This is a genomic window from Parvularcula lutaonensis (genome assembly GCF_014651915.1).
GTDB lineage: Bacteria > Pseudomonadota > Alphaproteobacteria > Caulobacterales > Parvularculaceae > Parvularcula > Parvularcula lutaonensis.
The window spans coordinates 61,876-84,839 of sequence record NZ_BMXU01000003.1; the positions used below are offsets into that span (position 1 = coordinate 61,876).

The 22,964-nt window shown below is 62.6% G+C and carries 23 protein-coding genes and 1 tRNA gene; 18 read left to right on the plus strand and 6 right to left on the minus strand.

Annotated features, from left to right (window positions below; all coding sequences use genetic code 11):
* Positions 1–64: 64 nt before the first annotated feature.
* Positions 65–1,249, plus strand: a complete 1,185-nt coding sequence (locus tag IE053_RS13875) for an NAD-dependent epimerase/dehydratase family protein (RefSeq protein WP_189577127.1) — start codon at positions 65–67, stop codon at positions 1,247–1,249.
* Positions 1,250–1,319: 70 nt separating this feature from the next.
* On the opposite strand, the gene IE053_RS13880 is transcribed toward IE053_RS13875, so the two are convergent.
* Positions 1,320–2,051, minus strand: a complete 732-nt coding sequence (locus IE053_RS13880) for a phosphoadenylyl-sulfate reductase (RefSeq protein ID WP_189577128.1) — start codon at positions 2,049–2,051, stop codon at positions 1,320–1,322.
* A 248-nt stretch (positions 2,052–2,299) separates the two neighbouring features.
* Between IE053_RS13880 and gmd the strand changes: the two genes are divergently transcribed.
* Both gmd and fcl read left to right on the plus strand, forming a co-directional pair.
* A complete protein-coding gene (gmd, locus tag IE053_RS13885; RefSeq protein ID WP_189577130.1) occupies positions 2,300–3,370 on the plus strand; it encodes a GDP-mannose 4,6-dehydratase in 1,071 nt (356 codons plus the stop codon).
* Between the two features lie 8 nt (positions 3,371–3,378).
* Positions 3,379–4,332, plus strand: a complete 954-nt coding sequence (fcl, locus tag IE053_RS13890; RefSeq protein ID WP_308430439.1) for a GDP-L-fucose synthase — start codon at positions 3,379–3,381, stop codon at positions 4,330–4,332.
* On the opposite strand, the gene IE053_RS13895 is transcribed toward fcl, so the two are convergent.
* The gene (locus IE053_RS13895) at positions 4,333–5,424 is read right to left on the minus strand and encodes a glycosyltransferase family 2 protein (RefSeq protein ID WP_189577132.1); all 1,092 of its coding nucleotides are present in this window, start codon (positions 5,422–5,424) and stop codon (positions 4,333–4,335) included.
* Complete coding sequence (gene kdsA, locus IE053_RS13900) at positions 5,417–6,289, minus strand: 3-deoxy-8-phosphooctulonate synthase (protein WP_229786258.1); 873 nt, start codon at positions 6,287–6,289, stop codon at positions 5,417–5,419. Before kdsA ends, IE053_RS13895 begins: the two co-directional genes overlap by 8 nt.
* Positions 6,290–6,387: 98 nt before the next feature.
* On the opposite strand from kdsA, the gene IE053_RS13905 reads away from it, so the two are divergent.
* Positions 6,388–7,365 (plus strand): KpsF/GutQ family sugar-phosphate isomerase, encoded by a 978-nt coding sequence (locus tag IE053_RS13905; protein WP_189577134.1) that lies wholly within the window; start codon positions 6,388–6,390, stop codon positions 7,363–7,365.
* A 10-nt stretch (positions 7,366–7,375) separates the two neighbouring features.
* On the opposite strand, the gene IE053_RS13910 is transcribed toward IE053_RS13905, so the two are convergent.
* Complete coding sequence (locus tag IE053_RS13910; protein WP_189577136.1) at positions 7,376–8,536, minus strand: DegT/DnrJ/EryC1/StrS family aminotransferase; 1,161 nt, start codon at positions 8,534–8,536, stop codon at positions 7,376–7,378.
* A gap of 354 nt (positions 8,537–8,890) precedes the next feature.
* Between IE053_RS13910 and IE053_RS13915 the strand changes: the two genes are divergently transcribed.
* The gene (locus tag IE053_RS13915) at positions 8,891–10,282 is read left to right on the plus strand and encodes a sensor histidine kinase (protein WP_189577138.1); all 1,392 of its coding nucleotides are present in this window, start codon (positions 8,891–8,893) and stop codon (positions 10,280–10,282) included.
* A 44-nt stretch (positions 10,283–10,326) separates the two neighbouring features.
* Entirely contained in the window at positions 10,327–10,677 is a 351-nt protein-coding gene (locus IE053_RS13920; protein WP_229786259.1) for a response regulator, read from the plus strand.
* 3 nt (positions 10,678–10,680) lie between these two features.
* Here IE053_RS13920 and argH read toward each other — a convergent pair whose 3' ends face one another.
* On the minus strand, positions 10,681–12,066 hold the full coding sequence (gene argH, locus IE053_RS13925; RefSeq protein WP_189577140.1) for an argininosuccinate lyase: 1,386 nt from the start codon (positions 12,064–12,066) through the stop codon (positions 10,681–10,683).
* Between the two features lie 611 nt (positions 12,067–12,677).
* Here argH and IE053_RS13930 point away from each other — a divergent pair.
* The 12 genes from IE053_RS13930 to IE053_RS14705 all read left to right on the plus strand — a co-directional run bounded on the left by IE053_RS13930 (position 12,678) and on the right by IE053_RS14705 (position 22,192).
* Positions 12,678–13,019 (plus strand): FAD-dependent oxidoreductase, encoded by a 342-nt coding sequence (locus IE053_RS13930; RefSeq protein WP_189577142.1) that lies wholly within the window; start codon positions 12,678–12,680, stop codon positions 13,017–13,019.
* 72 nt (positions 13,020–13,091) lie between these two features.
* On the plus strand, positions 13,092–14,069 hold the full coding sequence (locus tag IE053_RS13935) for a hypothetical protein (RefSeq protein WP_189577144.1): 978 nt from the start codon (positions 13,092–13,094) through the stop codon (positions 14,067–14,069).
* A 103-nt stretch (positions 14,070–14,172) separates the two neighbouring features.
* Complete coding sequence (locus tag IE053_RS13940) at positions 14,173–15,168, plus strand: N-acetylornithine carbamoyltransferase (protein WP_189577147.1); 996 nt, start codon at positions 14,173–14,175, stop codon at positions 15,166–15,168.
* Entirely contained in the window at positions 15,165–16,367 is a 1,203-nt protein-coding gene (locus tag IE053_RS13945; protein WP_189577149.1) for an argininosuccinate synthase domain-containing protein, read from the plus strand. The genes IE053_RS13940 and IE053_RS13945 overlap by 4 nt, the downstream gene beginning before the upstream one ends.
* Positions 16,351–17,412 (plus strand): acetylornithine deacetylase, encoded by a 1,062-nt coding sequence (locus IE053_RS13950; protein WP_189577150.1) that lies wholly within the window; start codon positions 16,351–16,353, stop codon positions 17,410–17,412. The genes IE053_RS13945 and IE053_RS13950 overlap by 17 nt, the downstream gene beginning before the upstream one ends.
* On the plus strand, positions 17,405–18,715 hold the full coding sequence (locus tag IE053_RS13955; RefSeq protein ID WP_189577152.1) for an acetylglutamate kinase: 1,311 nt from the start codon (positions 17,405–17,407) through the stop codon (positions 18,713–18,715). The genes IE053_RS13950 and IE053_RS13955 overlap by 8 nt, the downstream gene beginning before the upstream one ends.
* Positions 18,712–19,653: an Asd/ArgC dimerization domain-containing protein gene (locus tag IE053_RS13960; RefSeq protein WP_189577154.1), complete on the plus strand. Its 942-nt coding sequence runs from the start codon at positions 18,712–18,714 to the stop codon at positions 19,651–19,653. The genes IE053_RS13955 and IE053_RS13960 overlap by 4 nt, the downstream gene beginning before the upstream one ends.
* A 64-nt stretch (positions 19,654–19,717) precedes the next feature.
* Positions 19,718–19,793: transfer RNA gene (locus IE053_RS13965), tRNA-Phe, on the plus strand.
* A 162-nt stretch (positions 19,794–19,955) separates the two neighbouring features.
* Complete coding sequence (locus tag IE053_RS14535) at positions 19,956–20,672, plus strand: tyrosine-type recombinase/integrase (protein ID WP_229786260.1); 717 nt, start codon at positions 19,956–19,958, stop codon at positions 20,670–20,672.
* The gene (locus IE053_RS14540) at positions 20,642–21,154 is read left to right on the plus strand and encodes a tyrosine-type recombinase/integrase (RefSeq protein WP_229786261.1); all 513 of its coding nucleotides are present in this window, start codon (positions 20,642–20,644) and stop codon (positions 21,152–21,154) included. The genes IE053_RS14535 and IE053_RS14540 overlap by 31 nt, the downstream gene beginning before the upstream one ends.
* Before the next feature lie 19 nt (positions 21,155–21,173).
* On the plus strand, positions 21,174–21,905 hold the full coding sequence (locus tag IE053_RS13975; protein ID WP_189577156.1) for a hypothetical protein: 732 nt from the start codon (positions 21,174–21,176) through the stop codon (positions 21,903–21,905).
* 92 nt (positions 21,906–21,997) lie between these two features.
* Positions 21,998–22,192 (plus strand): helix-turn-helix transcriptional regulator, encoded by a 195-nt coding sequence (locus tag IE053_RS14705; protein WP_189577158.1) that lies wholly within the window; start codon positions 21,998–22,000, stop codon positions 22,190–22,192.
* Between the two features lie 370 nt (positions 22,193–22,562).
* Here IE053_RS14705 and IE053_RS13985 read toward each other — a convergent pair.
* Positions 22,563–22,964: integrase core domain-containing protein (locus IE053_RS13985; protein ID WP_189577160.1), on the minus strand; the 402-nt coding region annotated here is incomplete at its 5' end.

Here is a 22,964-nt window from a genome sequence, read left to right on the forward strand (position 1 = left end):
CGAAGGGCCAATTGAACCACGTGAGGCGCAACCAGCGCAGCGAAGGAAACGAGGGCTTGGTGTCATGAAGATTCTTGTTATCGGGGGCGATGGCTTCTGTGGCTGGCCAACAGCGCTCCACCTTTCGGCAGTTGGCCACGACGTCGTCATCGTGGACAACCTTTCACGGCGCAAAATCGACCTCGAGCTGGAGGTCGAGTCCCTGACGCCGATCGCCCCGATTTCCGTGCGCAGGGCTGCGTGGGAAGAGGTCACGGGCAAGCGGATCGGCTTCGAGAACATTGATATTGCCGAGCAATACCATCGTCTGGTCACCCTGCTGAGAATGTTCGAGCCGGATGCGATCGTGCACTTCGCCGAGCAGAGAGCGGCACCATACTCGATGAAGTCGCCCGACCATAAGCGGTATACGGTCGACAACAATATCAGTGCGACCCACAATGTCCTTGCCGCCGTGGTGGAGTGCGGGCTCCAGTCGAAGTGCCACGTCGTGCACCTCGGAACCATGGGGGTTTACGGATACGGCACGGCAGGAATGCAGATTCCCGAAGGCTATCTCACCGTTCATCTTCGCACGGATAAAGGTGAAGAGGTGACGAAGGAAATCCTCTACCCGGCAAATCCGGGGTCGATCTATCACATGACCAAGACCCAGGATCAGCTCATGTTCGCATACTACAACAAGAACGATGGGCTGAAGATCACCGACCTCCATCAAGGTATCGTATGGGGCACACAGACAAAGGAAACCCGCCTGGACGAGCGGCTCATCAACCGGTTCGATTATGACGGTGACTATGGCACCGTTCTCAACAGGTTTCTCATGCAGGCGGCCGTTGGATACCCCCTGACCGTGCACGGCACCGGCGGCCAGACACGCGCCTTCATCCACATTCAGGATACGGTGCGTTGCATCCAGCTCGCCATCGAGAACCCTCCTGGCTCGAACGAGCGTGTGCGCATTCTCAACCAGATGACCGAAACCCACCGCGTTCGTGACCTTGCCAGGATGATAGCAGACATCGCCGATGCGAAAATCGAGATGGTCCCCAATCCTCGCAACGAGGATGACGAGAACGACTTGCACGTCGAAAACCGGCAGCTTCTCGGGTTGGGGCTCGAGCCGATCACGCTGGCCGAGGGGCTGATGGAGGAGGTGACGGAGATCGCTCGCAAATATGCCGACCGATGCGATCGGTCGAAGATTCCCTGCGTCTCGTACTGGAATGATGATCGCCGCCCGGCGTGACTGCCGACAGTAGGCAAGTATACGCCCCATCTCGCCAGAGTCTCACGGCCAGTCGCCGTGAGGCACGCACCTAACGGTGAATACCGCACTCGGTCTTGTCGAGACCTCGCCAGCGGCCCGAGCGGTCGTCTTCACCCTCTTCTACCTTGGATGTGCACGGATAACACCCAATGGACCCGTACCCCCTTGAGAGGAGGGGGTGCGGCGGCAGCTCATGTTCCTTGTGGTAGGCCTTGATCTGTTCTGCCGACCAGTTGGCGAGCGGCGTGAGCTTGATGTGGGTCCCATCACGCTCGACGATCGACATGACCGATCGCACTGACGACTGGAACCTTTTTCTTCCGTTCATCCAGCTATCGAACGGTGCAAGGCCGCGGTCGAGAACATCAGTCTTCCGGATCCGGCAGCACTTGTCCGGGTCTGATGCGCTCAGCGTTCCGAGAGGGTCATGATGCTCGATGTCGCGCTTGCGCGGCGCGCAGATCCGAACGTCCTCGAGCCCGAGCGAATGCTGAAGCCGGTTCTGGTACTGCAGCGTTTCGCCGAAAAGCTTCAGCGTGTCGATCAGGAGAACAGGCGTCTCCGGCCGGACGGAGGCCACGAGGTGGAGGAGAACCGCCGATTCGGCACCAAAGCTGCTGACGACAGCCATCTTGCCAAAAAAGGGATCCTGCACCGCCTCTTCGATGATGTCGCGAGGATGCAGTTTCTCGAAACGCTCATTCAAGGCTGCGATCTTGAGGGCTGTTTCCCGAACAGCCGCTATCTCGCGCGCGAAGTCTGAGGTCCGGTCGGATGGCATGAGGCCGGTTTAGCAGGAGGGACCCCGCGGTCAATGAATCGAGGTCTTCCCGCCAATCGACAGGGTTTTCCTCGGCGGCACAAGCCGGTCTCGGCGCGACGCCGGCCTCGCCTTCGGAATGCCTAACAAAATGAATAGATTACGCCGTCGTCGTGCGCGCCCATCGAGCCGCCGCGGTGGATGAAATTCACTTGAACCGTTGGTCAAGCTCCTGCATGGCTTGAACGCAGGACCATGTGAGAAAGAGAATGTCAAAGAAGGTTGCACTCATCACCGGAATAACCGGCCAGGACGGTGCCTATCTTGCCAGGTTGTTGCTGGACAAGGGTTATGAAGTGCACGGCGTCAAGCGCCGGTCCTCTTCTTTCAATACGGAGCGCGTGGACGACCTCTACAAGGATCCCCACGAACATTCGACGTCCTTCTTCCTGCACTATGGAGACCTGACTGACTCGACCAACCTGATAAGGCTGGTTCAGGAAACGCAGCCTACGGAGATATACAACCTCGCGGCGCAGTCCCATGTGGCAGTGAGTTTCGAAACTCCCGAGTACACGGCGAACGCCGACGCCACCGGGGCGCTCAGAATTCTTGAGGCGATCAGGATTCTCGGCCTTTCCGACAGCGTGCGCTTCTACCAGGCTTCGACCTCGGAATTGTACGGAAGGGTGCTGGAAACTCCGCAGTCGGAGAAAACACCATTCTACCCGAGGAGCCCCTATGCCGCTGCGAAGCTCTACGCCTACTGGATCACGGTAAACTACCGGGAGGCCTACGGCATCCATGCCTCGAACGGCATCCTCTTCAATCACGAAGGGCCGACCCGCGGGGAAACATTCGTTACACGAAAGATCACCCGTGCCGTCGCGGCGATCGAGAAGGGGCTCCAGGAAACGCTCTTCCTCGGCAATCTCGACGCCAAGCGCGATTGGGGCCACGCTCGAGACTATGTCGAGGGCATGTGGCGCATCGTCCAGCATGACACGCCGGATGACTGGGTGCTTGCGACCGGAGAAACCCACTCGGTTCGCGAGTTCGTTGAGCTTGCTTTCTCGCATGTCGGAAGGTCGATCGAGTGGGCCGGTGAAGGCGTTGATGAAATCGGCCGCGACGCCAAGACAGGTCAAGTCTTGGTCCGGATCGACCCGCGTTACTTCCGCCCGACAGAGGTGGACTTGCTTCTCGGAGACCCGTCCAAGGCACGCAAAGAGCTTGGCTGGCGGCACACCACAAGTTTCCCCGATCTCGTTTCCGAGATGGTGAAGAACGACCTTCAGCTGGTCGAGCAGGAGCGCTGGCGGAACGACCGTTCTGCGTGATAGGGGCCATGTTCGACCTGACGGATAAGAAGATATGGGTGGCTGGTCATCGCGGAATGGTCGGCTCTGCTCTCGTTCGGGGATTGGAAAAGCGGGGGGTCGGCCAGATCCTCACGGCACCACGCGAGGAGCTCGACCTCACCGACCAGGCCGCCACCAGGGCCTGGGTCGAGGAAAATCGTCCTGACGCCGTATTCGTCCCGGCCGCGAAGGTCGGGGGAATTTATGCAAATGATACGTACCCGGCTGACTTCCTTTACGACAACCTGATGATCGCCTCGAACGTGATCGAGGCATCCTACCGCGCTGGTGTCCAGAAGCTGTTGTTTCTTGGCTCCTCCTGCATCTATCCAAAGCATGCTGAGCAGCCAATTCGGGAAGAGGCACTGCTGACCGGGCCGCTGGAGCCTACCAATGAGTGGTACGCCATCGCGAAGATCGCAGGCATCAAGCTCTGTCAGGCTTATCGAAAACAACACGGCTGCGATTTCATATCCGCCATGCCGACAAACCTGTATGGGCCCAACGACAATTATCACCCCATGAACAGCCATGTGATCCCCGCGCTTTTCCGCAAGGCGCGCATCGCTGCGCAGAACGGCGAAGACGGGATCGAGATTTGGGGCACAGGAACTCCGTATCGGGAGTTTCTGCATGTTGACGATTGCGCGGATGCGCTCATCTTCCTGATGGAGAGGTATTCGGCGGACCAGTTCGTGAATGTCGGGAGCGGGAGCGATGTCACCATTGCGACCCTGGCGAAAATGATCATGCGCATCGCCGGGCTCGAAGGAGAGCTTCGGCACGACCTGAGCAAGCCGGACGGCACGCCGAGGAAACTCATGTCGACCGAGAGGCTGCGCAACCTCGGCTGGACCCCGAGCATCAGTCTCGAGGAAGGCCTTGCTTCGGCCTACGACTGGTACTGCCAGAATGTTCCGCTCACGGACCCGGAAGCTTGATCAATCACGATCGGTGCCGGGAGTGCGTGGTGGTAGCGGTTTGCCAAGGTAATGGGGCTCGCGTCGCAACAGTTTGAAGACCGAGAATTCCAACAGCCTCACTGCCTCGGCAAAGCCGATCTTGGGTGCGGCCCGGTGTTCACGGCGGCGCGCGGGTATGGCTGCGTACCCGGCCATGAGACCATGGAAGGCTGCGCCTCGAGCGTCAGTCGGCAGCATACGGATCAGGAAGGCCAGGTCCGTCAACGCGCGGAACGGCAATAGCGGCCAAAACAGGCCCGCAGGCAGGTGCCGCGCCAGCAGCCATTGGCGATTGCGTTGACCGTGAAAGACGGCGAAACGGCTCCGCCGCCCTGTGATCGCGGAGCCCTCATGGGCAACGACTGCATCAGCCAGCTGCACGGTCGGGTGCCCCGCAGCTCGCAGTCGCAAGCCGAGATCAAGGTCTTCGCAGTAGCAGAAGAAGCGTTCATCAAATCCCCCGAGGCTCAAGAACGCTTCTCGCTCGACCATCATCGCGGCGGCACAAGGCGACGCAACCAATTGGTCTGCCTTTGGAAGGCATTCACGTGATAGGCCATAGCCACCGCGATAGACGAGGCCCAAGGCATGGATCACATCGCCAGCTCCATCGACCAAGCGAGGGTCACCGGCGTTTACCTGGAGCGAGCCGAAAACCTTCACCGCCGGAAATCGCAAGATCGCTTCGCTGAGCTTCTCGAGCCAATCGGGATCCGGGTAAGCATCAGGGTTCAGCAGGAGCAGCCACTCGCCCTTGGCGTGCCTCGCTGCGGCATTGTTGCCGGCAGCGAAGCCAAGATTTGTCTCGGACCTGATCAACCGCGAAGGAAATCGGAGACTGCTTAATCGGCTCTCAGCCTGATGATCCGATCCATCGGTGGAAGCGTTATCGAAGAGGACGAGTTCGAAGCTTTGTTCGGTTTGCGCCTCCAACGCTGCAAGCGTCTTGAGCAGCCGCGCGCCAGCGTTGAAGTTGATGACAAGGACCGACCAACGGACGCGATCACGACTCGCGGCGACGGCCGTTGCCGAAAGCCCGCGATCGTCGTTACCGGCCGGTCGGTCAGTCACAGAAGCCGTGAAGAGAGCTTCGCTGTTTCGCGACCTCGTCAAGATCCTTCAGGTCACGGAGAAACGCTTCGAGCTTGCTGAGGTGGACCATGTTGGGGCCATCGGAGGGGGCATTGTCGGGGTCGGGATGCGTTTCGGCGAATATGCCGGCGACACCGACGGCGACGGCTGCGCGCGCGAGGGTCGGGACCATTTCGCGCTGGCCGCCCGAGCTGCTGCCCTGGCCGCCCGGCTGCTGGGCGGAGTGGGTTGCGTCGAAGATGACTGGCGCGCGGGTTTCCTCGGCCATGATCTTGAGGCCGCGATAATCCGTGACGAGCGTGTTGTAGCCGAAGCTGACGCCGCGCTCGGTCACGAGGACGTTCGGATTGCCTGACCCTGTCACCTTCGCGACCACGTTCTTCATGTCCCAGGGCGCAAGGAACTGGCCCTTCTTGATCTTGATGACCCGGCCGGTCTGCGCTGCCGCGACCAGGAGGTCGGTCTGCCGGCAGAGGAAGGCCGGGATCTGGAGGACGTCCACAACCTCTCCCACGCGGGCGCACTGCTCCCGCTCGTGGATGTCGGTCAGGGTCGGCACGCCGAGCTTTTCCTTGATCTCCGCAAAGACCGGGAGGGCATCGTCTAGGCCCATTCCGCGCTGGGCCCCGAGGCTTGTACGGTTTGCCTTGTCAAAGCTCGTTTTGTAAACGAAACCAATCCCGAGGCGGTCGGTGATCTCCTTGATCGCGCTTGCCACCTCAAGGGCATGGTCGCGGCTCTCCATCTGGCAGGGGCCGGCGAACAGCATGAAGGGCTTGTCGTTACCGATAATCACGTCCCCCGCAGGCGCGGGGATGGTGACGGTGCTGTTGATCTGGTTCATAAGCTCGAACTCTCGAATTCCGGGCGGGTTCGTCCCCGCCGTGAGGGCGCTTGCTCGCCCCTTTTTATCGCGAGATCAAGGACGCGAAGATCTGCCCTATGACCACTGACATTCTCTCCATCGCTTCGGAAGTCCTGACCCTCGAGGAAGAGGGCCTGCGGACCCTGCGCGAGGAGATCGTGAATCCGACCTCGGCGCTGTCGCAAGCCTATCGCCGGACCCTCACGCTGATCGAGAAATGCGAGGGCCGGGTGATTATCTCCGGCATGGGCAAGTCCGGGCATATCGGGCGCAAGCTCGCTGCCACCTTTGCCTCGACGGGCACCCCTGCGAGCTTTGTCCACCCCGGCGAAGCGAGCCACGGCGATCTCGGCATGATCGGCGACCGCGACATGGTCATCGCCATTTCCAATTCCGGCGAGACGCAGGAGCTCGGCGACCTGCTTGGCTACTGCCAGCGGTTCGACATCCCGCTGGTGGCGATCACCGGCGGGGCGGAAAGCGCGCTTGCGAAAGCGGCTGACGAGGTCCTTTTGCTCCCGAAAGCAGCTGAGGCCTGCCGTGAGACCAACGCGCCCACGACCTCGACCACGATGACGCTGGCCTTGGGCGACGTGCTGGCCGTGGCCATGCTGCGAAGCCGCGGCTTCGGCAGGGACGACTTCAAGATCTTCCATCCGGGCGGGAAGCTCGGGGCCGCCCTCAAAAAGGTCGAGGACCTCGTCAAGGACCACAAGACCCTGCCCGTGGTGTCGAGCGGGATTCCTGTGATCGAGGCGATCGAGGTTCTCAACGATGCGGGCTTCGGCACGGTTGGGATCGTCGACAAGCAGGGCCTGCTGGTCGGCATCATCACCGATGGCGACCTCCGCCGTCACATCGGCATCGACCCGAAAGTCGAGACCGTGGACAACATCATGACGAAGCAGCCCAAAACGGTAACGCCGCACACCCTGGCGGCCGAGGCCCTGAACATCATGACCTCGGGGAAGATCTCGGCGCTCTTCATCATCGAGGAAGGCAAACCCACGGGCCTGCTCCACATCCACGACCTCCTCAGCGTCGGGGTGATCTGATCCTTGGCGCCTAGACCGCCGTCTTCACCGCCTCGATCACCCGGTCCTGGGTGTCTTCGTCCAGATACGGATGCATTGGCAGGCTGACGACGGTTTTCTTCTTGGCTTCGGTGACCGGAAGGCCGCCGGGGGCCTTCGGGAAGCGGCGGTAGGGGGCCTGTTCGTGCATCGGGACGGGGTAGTAGACGGCGCTCGGGATGCCCTGTTCGGAGAGCTTCTTCTGGACAGCTTCGCGGTTCTCGACTTCGATCGTGTACTGCGCCCAGACCGACTGGTAGCCTTCCTTTACGAAGGGGACCTGCAGGACATGGCCTTCGAGGCCGGCATTGTAGCGGCGTGCCACTTTCTCGCGCAGCTCGATCTCCTCGGCGAAGATCGCGATCTTCTCGAGAAGGATCGCCGCCTGTATGGTGTCGAGGCGGCTGTTCATGCCGATCCGCGGGTTGAGGTATTTTGCTTCGTGGCCTGAATAACCCGCAGCGTCCATGTCCGCCTGGCTGGCCTTGCCGTGGATGCGGAGGCTGTCGAGGAGATCGGCGACCTCCTGGTCATTCGTCTGGATCGCGCCGCCATCGCCGTAGCAACCGAGGGGCTTGGCCGGAAAGAAGCTGGTGGTGACGACATCCGCCCATTCGATCGGGTGCTTGCCATCGATCGTGCAGCCGAAGCCCTGTGCTGAATCCGAGATCAGCTTGAGACCGTGCTTTTCGCAGACCGCCTTGATCGCGGGATAGTCCGCAGGCTGACCGAACAGGTCGACAGCGATGACGGCCTTGGGGTTGAGCTCGCCTTTGGCCTTGACCTCTTCGATCGCGGCTTCGAGGGAGGCGGGGTCCATGTTGTAGGTCTCAGGGTCGATATCGACGAAGACCGGGCTGGCACCGAGCCACGGCACGACTTCCGCTGTCGCCGTGAAAGTGAAGCTGGGGCAGAAGACGGCATCTTTCGTGCGCAGCTCCCACGCCATCAGGGGCAGGGCCAGCGCTTCGGTGCCATTGGCGCAGCTGATCGAGTGCCTGGCGCCGGAGAAAGCGGACATCTTCTCTTCGAATTCGGAAACCTCGGGACCCATGATGAACCGGCCATGCTCGAGAACCCGTGCAATGGCGGCGTCGACTTTGTCGGCGATGCGCGCCCGCTGCGCCTGAAGATCGATGAACGCGATTCCCATGAGAGCCTCCTTGGATTTTTCGTGGCGGTAAGCCCCGGAGCGAGGGCTGTCCAGCGCCTGGGGGTCACGCATTGCGGCGGCATGTTGCACGGCCGGGGGGCGTTCCGGGTGCGAAAGGACGGCCGGAAGCGCCGTCCTTTGCGAAGTCCCGGAGGTGCAAGGCGACTTGCGTGCCGAAGGTAGCCCGGCGGCGCCCCTTCGGGATGAGCGGGGCAGGGTTATGGAATCCCATGTCTTTTGAAAGCAAGCCTCGCATTCTCTTCATGCGTGCAGCGATGGCGCGGGACACGCACGCACTCGTGACCCCAAGGCCACCTTCACAGCGCTACACCGTCACCCCTAGGGGTGAAGCCGATGCAGGCACGCGCGAAACAGAACCATCTGGAGCAGGAGGTCGACGGGCTGCTGCACCAGCCGGGTGCGGCGCGCTTCCTCGACGATGTGGCCGTGGATGGCGTTTTGTATTGGGACCTTGAAAAACCGGACCAGCAGTGGGTCTCGCCGGGGTTCTGGGAGAGGCTCGGCTATGAGAGCGGCCTCGACCTCAATGACGGGGCCAGTTGGCAAAGGCTTGTCTTCGCAGAAGACCATGCGCGGTTGCTCGAGAATTTCCGGCAACACTGCCTCGACCCCGACACGCCCTTCGACCAGACGATTCGTGTCCGGAAGGCAGATGGCCATGTCGTGACAGTGCGTTGCCGCGGCACCGCGCTCCGGGAAGGTGGGACGCCGGTCAGGATGCTAGGTGTGCAAACCATCTTGGACGAAACACAGGCCCCCCGGATCGACCGGCAGCTTTCCGAACTGATCGAAATGTCGGACGATGCCGTCATGGCCTGGTCCTTCAAGAAAGGCGTATGTCGCTGGAACGCCGGTGCGGAGAAGCTGTTCGGCGTGAGTGCAGCGCAGGCGGAAGGCCGCGATCCCGGCATCCTGACCGAAGCGATCTACCCCGAGCCGTGGCAAGAAATCAGCAGGAAGCTCTCTTCTGGCGAGCAATGGTCCGGCGAGGTCCAGAGGCGCGCCGCTGACGGACGGAGGATCTGCACGTCGGCCCGGCTTTCCCCGGTCGATATTGCAGGGGGAGATATCCTCGTCCTCGAAATCGACCGCGATATCACCGCCGAGCGCGAGGTGCGCGAGAAGCTGCGCGATCATAACCGCGAGCTCAATCACCGGGTGAAGAACCTGTTCGCCATTATCCAGGGGCTTATCGACCTCAGCGGCACCGATGCTTCGGACCCCATCCTCCTGACGCGGAAGATCCAGGCGCGGATCTCGGCACTGGCCGCGGCGCATCTGGTTTCCATCGACGAGGAAGAGGTCCAGTCAATCTCCTTCATGGCGCTGCTCGAAGCCGTTCTTCGCCCCTATGACGAGCACAAGGAGCGCCTGTCGCTCGTTGGTGATCAGGTGCGGCTCCCGAAGCGGGCGGTGACCCCTGCGGGAATGATCTTCCACGAGCTCGCCACCAATGCGGTCAAGTATGGGGCCTGGTCGAGGCCGGGCGGCTCGATCGCCGTTGCGTGGGAGGAGATTGCAGGTCCTGGCGGCCAGCCGCGCCTGTCGGTGAGCTGGCGCGAGAATTTCGGCGAGACTGCAGGCGATGGCGGGATCGATGTCGAGGGCCTCGGCGTGCGGTTGATCAGGCAATCGGCGCGGCAGCTTGGCGGAACGGCTGCGTGGGAGTGGCAGTCGGAAGGATTGATGGTGACGCTCGAATTTCCGATCGGAGACGAACGATAGCACGGGATGCTGCGACGAAGAGCCTTTGTGGGCGGCGTGTTCTCGTGGTCGAGGACGAGGCCTTTGTCGCGCTTGCCATTGCCGGTGCGCTTGAGGACGAGGGCGCGGAAGTGGCGGGCCCGGCCGCAACGATTGGCGAGGCGTTGGACCTTGCCAAGGATGTCCCTTGCGATGCCGCGATTCTCGATATCGATCTCGGCGGGATCGATGTTTTTCCTGCCGCCGATGTCCTGCGGGCGAAGAGGGTGCCCTTTCTCTTCCATACAGGCCACGGCACGCGGCGCGAGCTGAAGCGCGATTATCCCGGCGCGCCGGTCTGCAAGAAACCCATGAGCATTCCGGACCTCGTGGGTCAGGTGGCGCGCCTGATCGAGGGCGGTGACGAGACCGCCTGAGGGTCAGCTTCCCAAAACGCGCGACCAGCGGGATGCGGCTTCCCGTGTGAAGGCTGGCCCGCCAGCGCTTTTCTTCCCGCGCACGCTGGCCTCGGGGGTGAGGGCGGCAAGGCGCTCTTCCGTCAGGAGCGGCGAGATCTTCCGGGCCTCATCGAGCGGGGCTTCGCTCAGCGTGCAGCCTTTCTCTTCGCAGAGGGCGACCAGCCTGCCGACGACCTCATGGGCCTCGCGGAAGGGCATGCCGTCCTTGGCGAGGCTGTCAGCGAGGTCCGTCGCGGTGGCGTAGCCTGCACCGGCATCTTCGGCCATGCGGTCCCGATTGATCGTCATCTCACGGACCATTCCTGCGGTGATAACAAGCGTCGCCTCCAAGGTTTCGAGCGCGTCCATGGTGACGGGTTTCGTTTCCTGCATGTCCTTGGCGTAGGCGAGGGCGAGGCCCTTCGTCTGGAGCGTCAAAGCCGTGAAGGCCCCGGCGAGGCGGCCGACCTTGGCGCGGATGAGTTCCGCAGCGTCGGGGTTCCGCTTCTGGGGCATGATGGAGGAGCCGGTCGAGAAGCTCTCCGAGCATTTCCAGTAGCCGAACGGGGCGGAGGAGAAGGTGACGACTTCCTCGGCGTAGCGGGAGAGGGTGACCCCGCAGATCGTCGCTGCACTGACGGCTTCGAGGCAGAAGTCTCGCGCCGAGGCGGCGTCGAGGGAGTTGGCCATGGGGCGGGCGAAGCCGAGAGCTTTGGCCGTCATCTCCCGGTCGATGGGGTGGGGCGTGCCGCCAAGGGCTGCTGCGCCCAAGGGGCTTTCGTTCAAATGTTCCCGTGCGGAGAGAAGACGAAGGCGGTCGCGCTCCAGCATCTCGATATAGGCGAGGCAGTGATGGGCATAGGTGACCGGCTGGGCGATCTGGAGGTGGGTGAAGCCCGGCATCAGGGCGTCGTGGCCCTGCTCGGCCTGGTGGAGGAAGGCTTTCTGCACCTCCCGGACGGCGGCGGCGCAGCGGTCGAGGGCGGCACGGGTCCAGAGCCGGAGGTCGGTGGCGACCTGATCGTTCCGTGAGCGTCCTGTGTGGAGCTTGCCCGCGACCTCTCCGACGATCTCGCGCAGGCGGGCCTCGATATTCATGTGGACATCCTCGAGGGCGACGGACCATTCAAAGTTGCCCTCCTCGATCTCTCCTGAGACCTGGTCGAGGCCACGGACCAGCGTTTTCGCATCCTCCTCCGTGATGATCCCGGTCGCGCCGAGCATGCGGGCATGGGCCTTCGAACCCTCGATATCCTCGCGCCAGAGCTTGAGGTCGGCGTCGAGAGAATGGCCGAAGCGCTGGAAGGCTTCGGCGGGCCCGGCGGCGAAACGGCCACCCCAGAGCGGGTTCTTCTTGTCGCTGGTCATGCTGTCGCCTTAGCGGGTGCAGCATGGGCTGGGTAGTGTGGGAGCAGCAGGAAAATCCATCCGTGGGTGGCGATTCCTTTCAGGCGCCCTGCCGCTTTGCTGTTCGAGGGCAGGGTGACAGGGGGCGGAGCGGACGGCAGGGCCACGCTTCGTAAGTTAGTTGTATGCGGGCTCTACCGTCCGATCCCGGCGTTCTAGCGAGGGGCCCACAGAGTATTTTAAGCCCTCGTCCTGACGCCACGGTTGTCATCCGTACACGCGCAGGAACACCGCCTGCCCGCCGGATTACGTGACGATCGGTCCGCCCTGTCTCTACCGGAAGTGGGGTCAGGATAGGGGATGGCGGAGGGGCGACGATAAGTCGGTGGCGGATGGCACCGGGGTCTGCCCTTCCGGGCCGGCGTGGACATTGTGGCGTCTTCCGCGCAGGATTTTACCGGGAGGGTGCCTTATGGACCGCCGGACACTTCTGAAGCTGATGGTTGCAAGCGCCGCTGCCGGGGCTTGCAGTGGCGAGGAGGCCGCTGGCCGGGGGATGCGGGTCGGCGTTGTCGGCGGCGGGATCGTGGGGGCCTCTGTTGCCTATCATCTGGCGCTTGGCGGCGCACGCCATGCGGCTCGAAGGGATGCCTTACGACTTCCCCTCGCAAGCCTTCGCGATGATGCATGCGGAGCGTATCATGGCCACCGCGGAGGAGTTCCTTCCCGGAGTTTCATCCGTACCGGTGGAGCAGGTGCTGATCGGCTGGCGACCCCTGCCGATCGACGGGCACCCGGTGCTCGGGGCTCCGGAGGGGATGCCGGAAGCTTATCTCGCGGTGATGCATAGCGGCGTGTCGCTGGCGCCGATTGCCGGGAGCCTTGCGGCGCGGGAGATTCTCACGGGCGAGGAGGTTCCGACGCTCGGGCCCTACAGGCCGGACCGGCGCTTCGAGACGGTCCGGCGGTATTAGGGGTTTGCAGCCCGAGGCTTCCGTCGCGGTCGATTATGGCTTATCGAAACTCGAAAAAACCGGGAGCACCCCATGCTGAGATACGTCGCGCCGTCCCTTCTCGTCCTGATCGCCGCCTGTGCGAGCGGGCCGGAGCCTGTTCCCGCCGAGGAAATCGCAGGCGTAACCGATGACGGCGTGGTGTTCCGCTTCGCCTCGCCCGAGCTGGCCGCCACTGTTCTGACTGCGGAGGATGAGTACACGGCGGTGCTGCAGCCGCGCGAGATCGCGATCAAGGCGCTCGATGCCAGTGTGACCGACTGGGGTGGCCTCGCTGAGAAATACGAAGCGGACCTGCGGGCCTGGACCGAGGCGGACAAGGAAGCCCTGCGCGCGTCGATCGCGGCGGTGCTGCCCAAGGTCAACGAGATCGACCAGTGGCTGCCCGACGAAATTCTTCTGACCTACAATGGCATCGGGGTCGAGGGTGGACTTCCGCATACGCGTGGCAACCTCATCACTTTTGGTGCGGGTACGGATCTCGAGGATGGCGAAGGCCTGCGGGCCCTGTTCCTGCACGAGCTCCACCACGTGATGAGCCGCGCGAACTGGGACCGGCGGGATGATTACTTCGCGCTCCTGTCGTTCGAGCCCTGCGCATTCGACGAGCCTGCAGGTCTCGAGGTGCTGCGGCTGACCAACCCCGATGCGCCTCTCTACGAGCACTACATGCCGGTGCCGGTGGAAGGCGCGGACGGGGTGATCCCCTATCTCTTCACGAGCCGCGCCTATGACGGGACAGGCACGCTGGGTGACTATTTCGGTTTCGGCCTGCTTCCTGTCAGCGCCGACGGCGGAGCCTGCATCGCCGAGGCGAGCGACCCTTCGGGCCTGCTGCAACCGGGCCAGTCGCCGGAATTTCTTGCCAAGCTCGGCGGCAACACCGGTTATATCATCCACCCGGAAGAAACCCTCGCGGACAATTTCGTCCACTGGGGGCTCGATCGCCAAGGCCTCCCCACGCCCGAGCTGCCCGAGAGGGTCGGCGCCTTCTGGACGGAAGCCAAGTAAAGCGGGCCTCACAGGCCCCTTAGACATCATCGTCAGCCTCGGGGGTTTCCTGTTTTTGTGCAATGCCGCAAGAATGGGGACGATCAACCCGAAAGAGGCGGAGATGAGACATTTTCTGACCACCGAGGACTGGAGCCAGGCTGAGCTCCAGGCCCTGCTCGACGATGCGCGCGCTCTCAAGCAGAGTCCGCAGAACGAGCGCCTCCGTGGCCGACGATGCGCTCTTCTCTTCTTCAACCCGTCACTCAGGACGAGGACCAGCTTCCAGGTCGGGATCGCCGACCTCGGCGGGCACTCCGTCGTGCTCGACGCAGCCGGGACCTGGCCACTGGAAGTGGAGCCGGGGGCGGTCATGGATGGCGAGGCGGAAGAGCACGTGGCCGAGGCCGCGCGCGTTCTTTCGACCTATGTGGACCTGATCGCGATCAGGGCGTTCCCGAAATTCGAGAACTGGAGCCGCGAGCGCGAGGATCCGATCCTTGCAGGCTTCGTCAAGCACGCCACGGTGCCGATCATCAACATGGAGACGATCGTTCATCCGTGCCAGGAGCTTGCCATGCTGATGGCCCTGCAGGAGCGCCATGGCGATCTTGCGGGCAAGAAGCTGTGCCTGACCTGGACCTATCATCCCAAGCCCCTCAACACGGCGGTTGCGAACTCCGCGCTGCTGGCGGCGACGAAGATGGGGATGGATGTGACGCTCCTTTGTCCGAGTAAGGAATACATTCTTGACGAGAAGTTCATGCGGGCCGGGGAGCGCTTTGCCGCCGAGCATGGCCGGGGGGTGACGGTCACGCATGACATCGCCGAAGCCTATGAGGGGGCCGATGCGGTCTACGCGAAGAGCTGGGGACGGCTTGACCAGATTGGCCTTCCGATGGCGGATCGTATGACACCGGAGAACCTGAAGTATTTCATTGTCGATGAGGAGAAGATGGCCCTCACCAACGACGCGACCTTCAGCCACTGCCTGCCGATGCGACGAAACATCAAGGCGACCGATGCGGTCGTCGATGGTCCGAACTCGCTCATTATTCAGGAGGCCGAAAACCGCCTCCACGTACAGAAGGCAGTGCTGTCCGCGCTGATTGGAAGATGAAAAACTGTGTGCTCGCCTTTTCAGGTGGTCTTGATACGTCCTATTGTGTCCTGAAGCTCCGCGATGAAGGCTTTCGGGTGACGACCTATTACGTGCACTCCGGCGCCGCGGATCCCGAGGCCGAGGCCAAGATTGCCGCGCGTGCGGAAGAGCTGGGCGCGGACGACCATCTTACCGAGGATGCGTCGGGAGAGCTGTGGTCCGATATTGTCGTGCCCTTCCTTGCAGGGGGTGCGCGGCGCCAGGGGCGTTATCCTGTCCTCTGCGCCGACCGTTCGATCATCGCGAAACGCGGGGTCGCCATTGCAGACCGTCTTGGTGCCGACGTCATCGCCCATGGCTGCACGGGGATGGGAAACGACCAGGTGCGGTTCGAGACCGAACTGCGCGCCCGGTCGGACAGGCCCATCCTCGCGCCGATCCGGGATATCCAGGACCGGGACAATGTGCGGGCCTATGAGGAGGACTATCTCGCCTCGCGCGGCTTTTCCGTGCCCGAGCGGGCCAGCCTTTTCTCGGTCAACGAAAATCTCCTCGGCGCAACCCTGTCGGGCGGGGCGATTGACCGATGGGAAGAGCCGCCGGAAGAGGCGCGGGTTTTCACCGCGCGACCGGGCGAGGAGCCCGGAGAGCCGCTGCGCCTGACCATCGGGTTTCGCGAGGGTGTGCCTGTCGCGCTTGATGGCGAGGCCCTGAACGGTCCGGAAATGCTGCGCACGCTGAACGAGAAGCTTGGCGCATATGGCGTCGGTTACGGGATCTATACGGGCGATACGCTGGTCGGCCTCAAGGGCCGGATCGTGTTCGAGGCGCCCGGCCTTGAGGGTCTCGAAGCGGCGCATACGGCGCTTTGCGAAGCTGTCAGCTCCCGTGCCCAGAACGGCTTTCGCCGGAAGGTGGGGGAGGCATGGTGTGACCTTGTCTATGACGGCTTCACCGCCGATGCGCTGCGTGACGATCTCGAGGCGTATCTCAGGTCCTCCCAGGCCCGCGTGACGGGTGAGGTCGACCTCGTTGCGCGACCGGGGCGCGTCGACGCCGTAGCGGTCCGGACACGGCACATCCCCGAGCGGAAGGGCGCGGTCTACGCCCAGAAAGCCGCGTGGTCGGGGAAGGCCGCCGAAGGTTTCACCGAGCTGTTCGGTCAGTCCACGGTCCTCCACGCCAAGGCAGGGGGCGGTGATGACGGCGCCGCTTGAGGATATCCTCGCTCATCTGGAGCCTCTCGTCGAAGCCGATAGCCAGAACCCGCCGCGTCACATCAGTGCCGATGGCGCGCTGGTCGCCGCTGTGCGCCGTGGCCTGCCCGGTTTCGTGGTCAATGTGCGTGACCTGGGCGATGGTTGCCTCATCATCGAGGCGCGCCGCGGCGAGACGGGGACGCTGTTCAATGTCCATCTCGACACGGTTCCCGTGGCCCCCGGTTGGAGCCATGATCCCCACGTCCTGACGCGGGCTGAGGATCGTGCTTTCGGGCTTGGCGTGTGTGACACGAAAGGGGCGGCGGGCGTGCTCTTCGCCCTGGCGCAGCACACAGACGAACCCATGCACCTGCTGCTGACCACGGACGAAGAGGCCGGCAAGAGCCGGTGCATACGGACCTATCTCGAGGACAGCACCGAAGCGCGGCTTGCCGTGGTAGCGGAGCCGACAGACTGCCTCGCGCGTACGGAGCACCGCGGTATCTTCTCAGGTGTCGCACGCTTCGAGGGCGAAAGCGCCCATGCCTCCGATACCGGGCGGCGGAGCGCCGTCCATGACGCCGCGCGGATGATTGCAGCGGCGCTGGACTTGCCCGGCGCGGCCGAGAGCCGCCTCAACTTCGGCAGGATCGAGGGCGGCGTGAAGGCCAACATGGTCGCCGCCGAGGCGGAGGTGCAGTTCGGATTCCGCAACAGGCCGGGAACTGAGCACCGCGACCTTCTCCGACAGATCTCCGGGCTGGCAGGAGGCGCCAGATTCGAAGAGCGCTTTGTCGGCCCCGCCCTGCCCCATGACAGGGACGGGGCATCAGGCCGAGCGCAAGCCGAGGCGCAGGCGCTTGCGTCTCGCCTTGGCCTGCCGCTCGGGGCTCCCGTGGATTTCTGGACGGAAGCCTCGCTTTTCGCGGAGGCGGGAATCCCGGCGATTGTCCTCGGGGCCGGGTCGATCCGGCAGGCGCATAATGCGGATGAGTTTGTCACCTACGGTCAGCTTGCGAAGCTTTATGACCTTTACGCGGAGGTCGTGACCGGTGATGCCTGAAACCAGTTTCCGGGACCGGGTCAGCCTTTTGCTTGGCGGCCTCGAGGAGGGGCGGGAGGTCCGCGCCTATCTCCGCCGTTTCAGTCGGCGGGACGATGGTTGCTTCGCCGTGGTCAAGGTCGGCGGCGCGATCCTCGAACAGGAGCTCGGCCCGCTCGCCGATGCCCTTGCGCTCCTCCAGTTGCTCGGCCTGCCCCCTGTCGTTGTTTTCGGGGCGGGACCGCAGCTCGACAGGGAACTCGGCGAAGCGGGGATAGAACTCCAGCGCCGCGACGGCCTGCGTGTGACGCCCGGCGAAGCTGTCCCGCTGATCGCGCGGGAGACAGGGCGGATGACCCTTGCCCTGCAATCGGCGCTGAGATCCCATGGCGCCGCGGCACTGGCATTGCCCATGGGAACGGTGACCGCACGGATCATCGATGAAGAGCGCTATGGTTGCGTGGGAGACGTGGCCAGCGTCGACGGCGATGCCGTGCTGGGCGTCCTCGAAACCGGCGCTGTGCCGCTTCTTTCCTGCATCCATCCCGACGAGAAAGGGCGCCTGCTGAACGTCAACGCCGATGGCGTCGCCCGTGCCCTTTCTTCGGAATTGAAGCCGCAGAAGATCGTTTTCGTCACCGGGACGGGTGGCGTCCTCGACGGAGCCGGCGCCCTGATCGACAGCATCAACCTCGCAGCGGAGGGTGATGCGCTCTTCGCCAGTGACTGGCTCGAAGGGGGGATGCGCCACAAGCTGTCCGAGATCGCGGAGCTGCTTTCTCACTTGCCGCCGTCTTCGTCCGTATCCATCACGAGTGCAAGCGGGCTGGTGCGCGAGCTCTTCACCCATAGCGGGCAGGGCACCCTGATCCGGCAGGGCGAGGCGATCCGCGTCGCTGAGCAGGCCGATCCGCAACAGTTGCAGCCACTGATCGAGGCGGCCTTCGGCAAGACCCTGAAGCCGGACTACTGGAAAAACATCGAGCCGGTCCGTGTGCTGACCTCAGAACATGGGCGAGGCTGCGCGATCGTCACGCGCTTGGGCAGCGTCGATGTGCTCGACAAGTTCGTGGTGTCGGCCGAAGCGCGGGGAGAGGGGCTGGCCAAGAGCCTGTGGCGGCAGCTTTCGGACCTGTCGCCCGAGATGATCTGGCGATCGCGATCCGGCAATGCCTTCAACGCCTTCTATAGCGCGGTGGCGGATGGTTTCGTGCGGCGCGGCGCATGGGTGGTCTACTGGACCGGGCGCGGAGTCGAAGGCCGGGTGCCGGAGCTTGCCGACGTATTGGCGTCGAAGCCCGGCGATTTCGAGGGTGAGACATGATCCGTGTAGGGCTTGTCGGGGCTCGCGGTTATGTGGGCCGGGAGATGATCGCGGCTCTCGATTCCGACCTTCGTTTCGACCTCGCCTTTGCGAGCAGCCGCGCGATGGCCGGCCGGGAACTTCGGACTGTTCCTGGTCTCGAACACCTGTCGCGGTTCGGTAGCCATCGCGCAGGTGAGCTGTCTGCGGATGATGTTGCGGGATCGGATGCAGATGTCATCGTCCTGGGCTTGCCCAACGGGCTTGCTGCGCCCTATGTGGAGGCCCTTGACCGCGAAGGGCACCCCGGCGTGGTCATCGATCTGAGTGCGGATCACAGGCATCAGCCGGGATGGGTCTACGGCTCGCCCGAGCTCCGTGGCGAGCAAATGTTGGGCGCGAAGAGGATCGCGAACCCTGGCTGCTATGCCACGGCTGCGAACCTCGCTCTTGCGCCGTTGGAAGGGCTCGTCGCAGGTCGTGTGTCCGTGTTCGGACTGTCGGGCTTCTCAGGTGCCGGGACGACGCCCGGCCTGCGCAACGATCCCGAGCGGCTCGAGAACAACGTCCAGCCCTACGGCTTTGGCGGCCATGGCCATGAAGCGGAAATTGCGGCGACCACCGGCTGCGCGGTGACCTTTGCGCCGCATGTGGCGGGCTTTTTCAGGGGACTGCTGGTGACACTGACCGTGCCGCTGTCGGATCGGCTGGAGGTGGGTGCGGTGGCCGAGCGTTTCGGCGCGTTCTACCAGCCCTTCCCGCGCGTGGCGGTGCGCGAGGCGGCGCCGGAGATCCGGGACGTGGCCGGTCGCGATGGCTGCGTGATCGGCGGCTTCGCCGTGTCTGGCGACGTGCCCGTCCTGACGCTGAGCTCCGCCCTCGACAATCTGCGCAAGGGGGCCGCGACCCAGGCCATTGAAAACATGGAGAAAGCGCTGGGCATGGCATCCTGGCCCTGATTTTCTCCCAATGCCAAAAACCGGCTGGACAGCCTCACGCCCAGCGGTTAGGAGCCTCGCTCACGCCCAAGTAGCTCAGTTGGTAGAGCAGCGGATTGAAAATCCGCGTGTCGGTGGTTCGAATCCGCCCTTGGGCACCATCTTCCCCTCCGCTGATGTCGCGTTGAGAACGAAAAGCCAGTGTTTGCGCAGGCTTGGCTCTTGACCTTCGTCCGATACTGTCCACCTTTGTTCTCTCAAAGCCGGGTATTGGCTGGGTATCAACCCGGGTAACGCTCGTATTTCACGGAGAGCGATACCCGGTGCAGTTGACCGATACGCAGATCAAGCGGGCGAAGCCCAAGGATAAGCAGTACCGGATGGCCGACGGTCAGGGCCTGCATCTGCTAGTGAAACCGAATGGCTCGAAGCTGTGGCAGCTTCGATACTGGGTATCGGGGAAGGAGAAGACGCTTTCGATCGGCCAGTACCCGGTCATCACGCTAGCGCAGGCGCGGGAGAAGCGCCTCGAAGCTAAGCGCACATTAGCTGACGGGCTCGATCCCAGCACGGAGAAACGTCCGGCAAAGGACGCCGCAGTTCGGGCGCGGACCGACACCTTCAACGCACTGGTGAGCGATTTCATGGCCAAGCAGGTGCGTGAAGGGCGGGCGGAGAGAACGCTGCAGAAGAACCGGTGGCTGCTTTCGATGGCGGTGGACGACTTCGGCTCAGCGCCACTGACGGAGATCACGGCTCCATTGATCCTGAAGACGCTTCGGAAGGTCGAAGCGCGAGGAAACTATGAAACTGCTCACCGACTCCGCTCAATCATTGGAACAGTCTTCCGGTATGGCGTTGCCACCGGCGTTGCTTCGTCAGATCCCACATACGCCTCCTGGGGGCACTTGCCCGACCTCGCAGGACACACCGCGCGGCTATCACTGAACGGAAGGAGTTCGGCAGACTGCTACGGGCCATTGATGGCTACGAGGGCCAGCGTCAGACATTGCTTGCTCTCAAGCTTCTGGCGTTGCTAGCTCCGCGACCTGGCGAGCTTCAGCAAGCTCGGTGGGCTGAGTTTGACTTTGAGAAGCGGGTTTGGGGCATTCCCGCTGACCGCACCAAAAAGCGAAAAGAACATCGTGCTCCGCTTGCTGACGACGCGCTCGAGATCCTCCGGGAACTTCACGAGCTAACCGGATGGGGCGAGCTTGTGCTTCCTTCTCTGCGCTCGCCGAAGCGTCCGATAAGCGAGAACACCCTAAATCAGGCGATCCGAAATCTCGGGTTCTCCAAAGATGAAATGACGGCCCATGGTTTCCGAACGACGTTCTCGACCCTAGCGAACGAAAGCGGCCTGTGGAATCCGGACGCGATCGAGAGGGCATTGGCCCACACGGAACAGGACGATATCCGGCGTGCTTACGCCCGCGGAGAGTTCTGGGATGAACGCGTCAAACTAGCTGCGTGGTGGGGCGGCGAAATTTCGACGATGAGGGCGGACTATGTCTCATCCTAGATTCCAGAACGTCTCGGAGTTGAAGCAGAACCGAGAGTTCGTTCCATTTAGCTTGGCCGCTTCCTGGCATCCATACGGCGGCTCGGAAGAAGACCTACTCTCCTGGGACGAGGCGGAAGCACTGGACGGTTTTGGCCGGCCGAGCCTGCATGAAGTGAAAAGCCTACTACTGAAAATCCGTCGTGGCGAGGTTGCCTGTTTCGGTAGGCCACGTGCGATTCAGTGGGTCACGCAAATGCCGTTCTCTCCCGTGGCTCCCGGTGGTGATTGGGATCTATACATTCAGCACACGGCATTCGGTGTCGATTGGAACTCTGCTCGTCATGACTGGGATGACGACGAGATCATTCTAGGCCCAGATCGTCAGGTTGAGCAGATACCCCCCGAGCTTTTCGATCTGAAGAGTACCCTAGCTGGTCTGAACACCCTGCGAGCGTGCAATTGGAACGAGGGTGTCATTATCGAATACCTATCGGTGCCGAGGGCACAGTTGACCCGGAACGATGGAGATCCGCAGGGATCGGTAGAGCCGAGTGAGGTAATCCTCCCAGCTTCAAATCGCGAAGCTACATCGATGCTTCGTTTGATCGCGGCGATGGCGGTGAAGGGTTACGCCTACTCGCCGTCGAAGAAACGAAATGACGCTACGAGAGAGATCGAGACTGACATGGCGCATCTCGGAATCCCAATGGATCAGAAGACGATCAAGAAATATCTCAAACAGGCGACAGACCTGCTTCCAAGCGAGTGAATGCCTCGTTCCTACAGGAATAGCTTCGATCCTGCACAGCCGCGCCCACAATCGATAGGACCTCCAAACACTGCAGCAGACGGAGATGAACAGTGTTCCCCAAATCCGGATTGGTTCGGCTTTCTCAAATTCTTGCCCCCAACGGCCCTATCCCCGTTTCTCGCTCGACCTGGTGGCAGGGCGTGAAGGACGGGCGGTTCCCAAAACCGCAGAAGCTCGGTCCTCGGACGACCGTATGGCGCGCGGAAGACGTCAGAGCCCTGTATGAAGACGACGCGGCGGCATGAGCATGGTCTCGCAGCGTCGTCGTGCTTCGCGAAAACCAAACGCTTCCGGACGCGGAGGAAAGATCGACAAGCGATCGGTTCCTCGAAACAGTCCCGGCGACCTCGGTTTTCAATCCTGGTTCTGGATCCCGCTAGACCTGACGGAAAGTCCTGCATGGCGGGCGATGAGCGACAAGGCGCTTCGGCTGGTCGTCGCTCTTCTCGGAGAGCATGCTCAACATGCGGGAACAAAGAACGGACACCTCATAGCAACCCACGAGCAACTGATCGCTTCGGGGATCGGGAAGAACTGACGAGACCCCGATGGCGCAGCCACCCTTTATGTAACCACGGCGTTGCTCCCGATGGAAGGCTGATCTGGCCGGAACCTTCACATGGTGGAGGCCAGATCAGCCGGGACGATCGTCTCGGGGGCTGGCGGTTGGTAGCCTAAGGATGTGTGCGGACGGACGGTATTGTAGTGTTCCCGCCACCGCTCGATCAGGACTTTGGCCTCACGTAGATCGTTAAAGAGCTCCAGGTTCAGAAGCTCATCGCGGAGCTTCCCATTGAAGCTTTCGTTGTAGCCGTTTTCCCAGGGTGATCCGGGCTCGATGAACAACGTCTGCGCGCCGACCTTCGCGATCCACTCCTGGACAGCGGTGGCCGCGAACTCAGGGCCGTTATCGGACCGAATGTGGTCGGGGACGCCTCGCTGCACCATTAGGTCAGCCAGGACCGCGAGAACATTCTCGCTGTTGAGCCTTCGAGCCACGTTGATCGCCAGGCATTC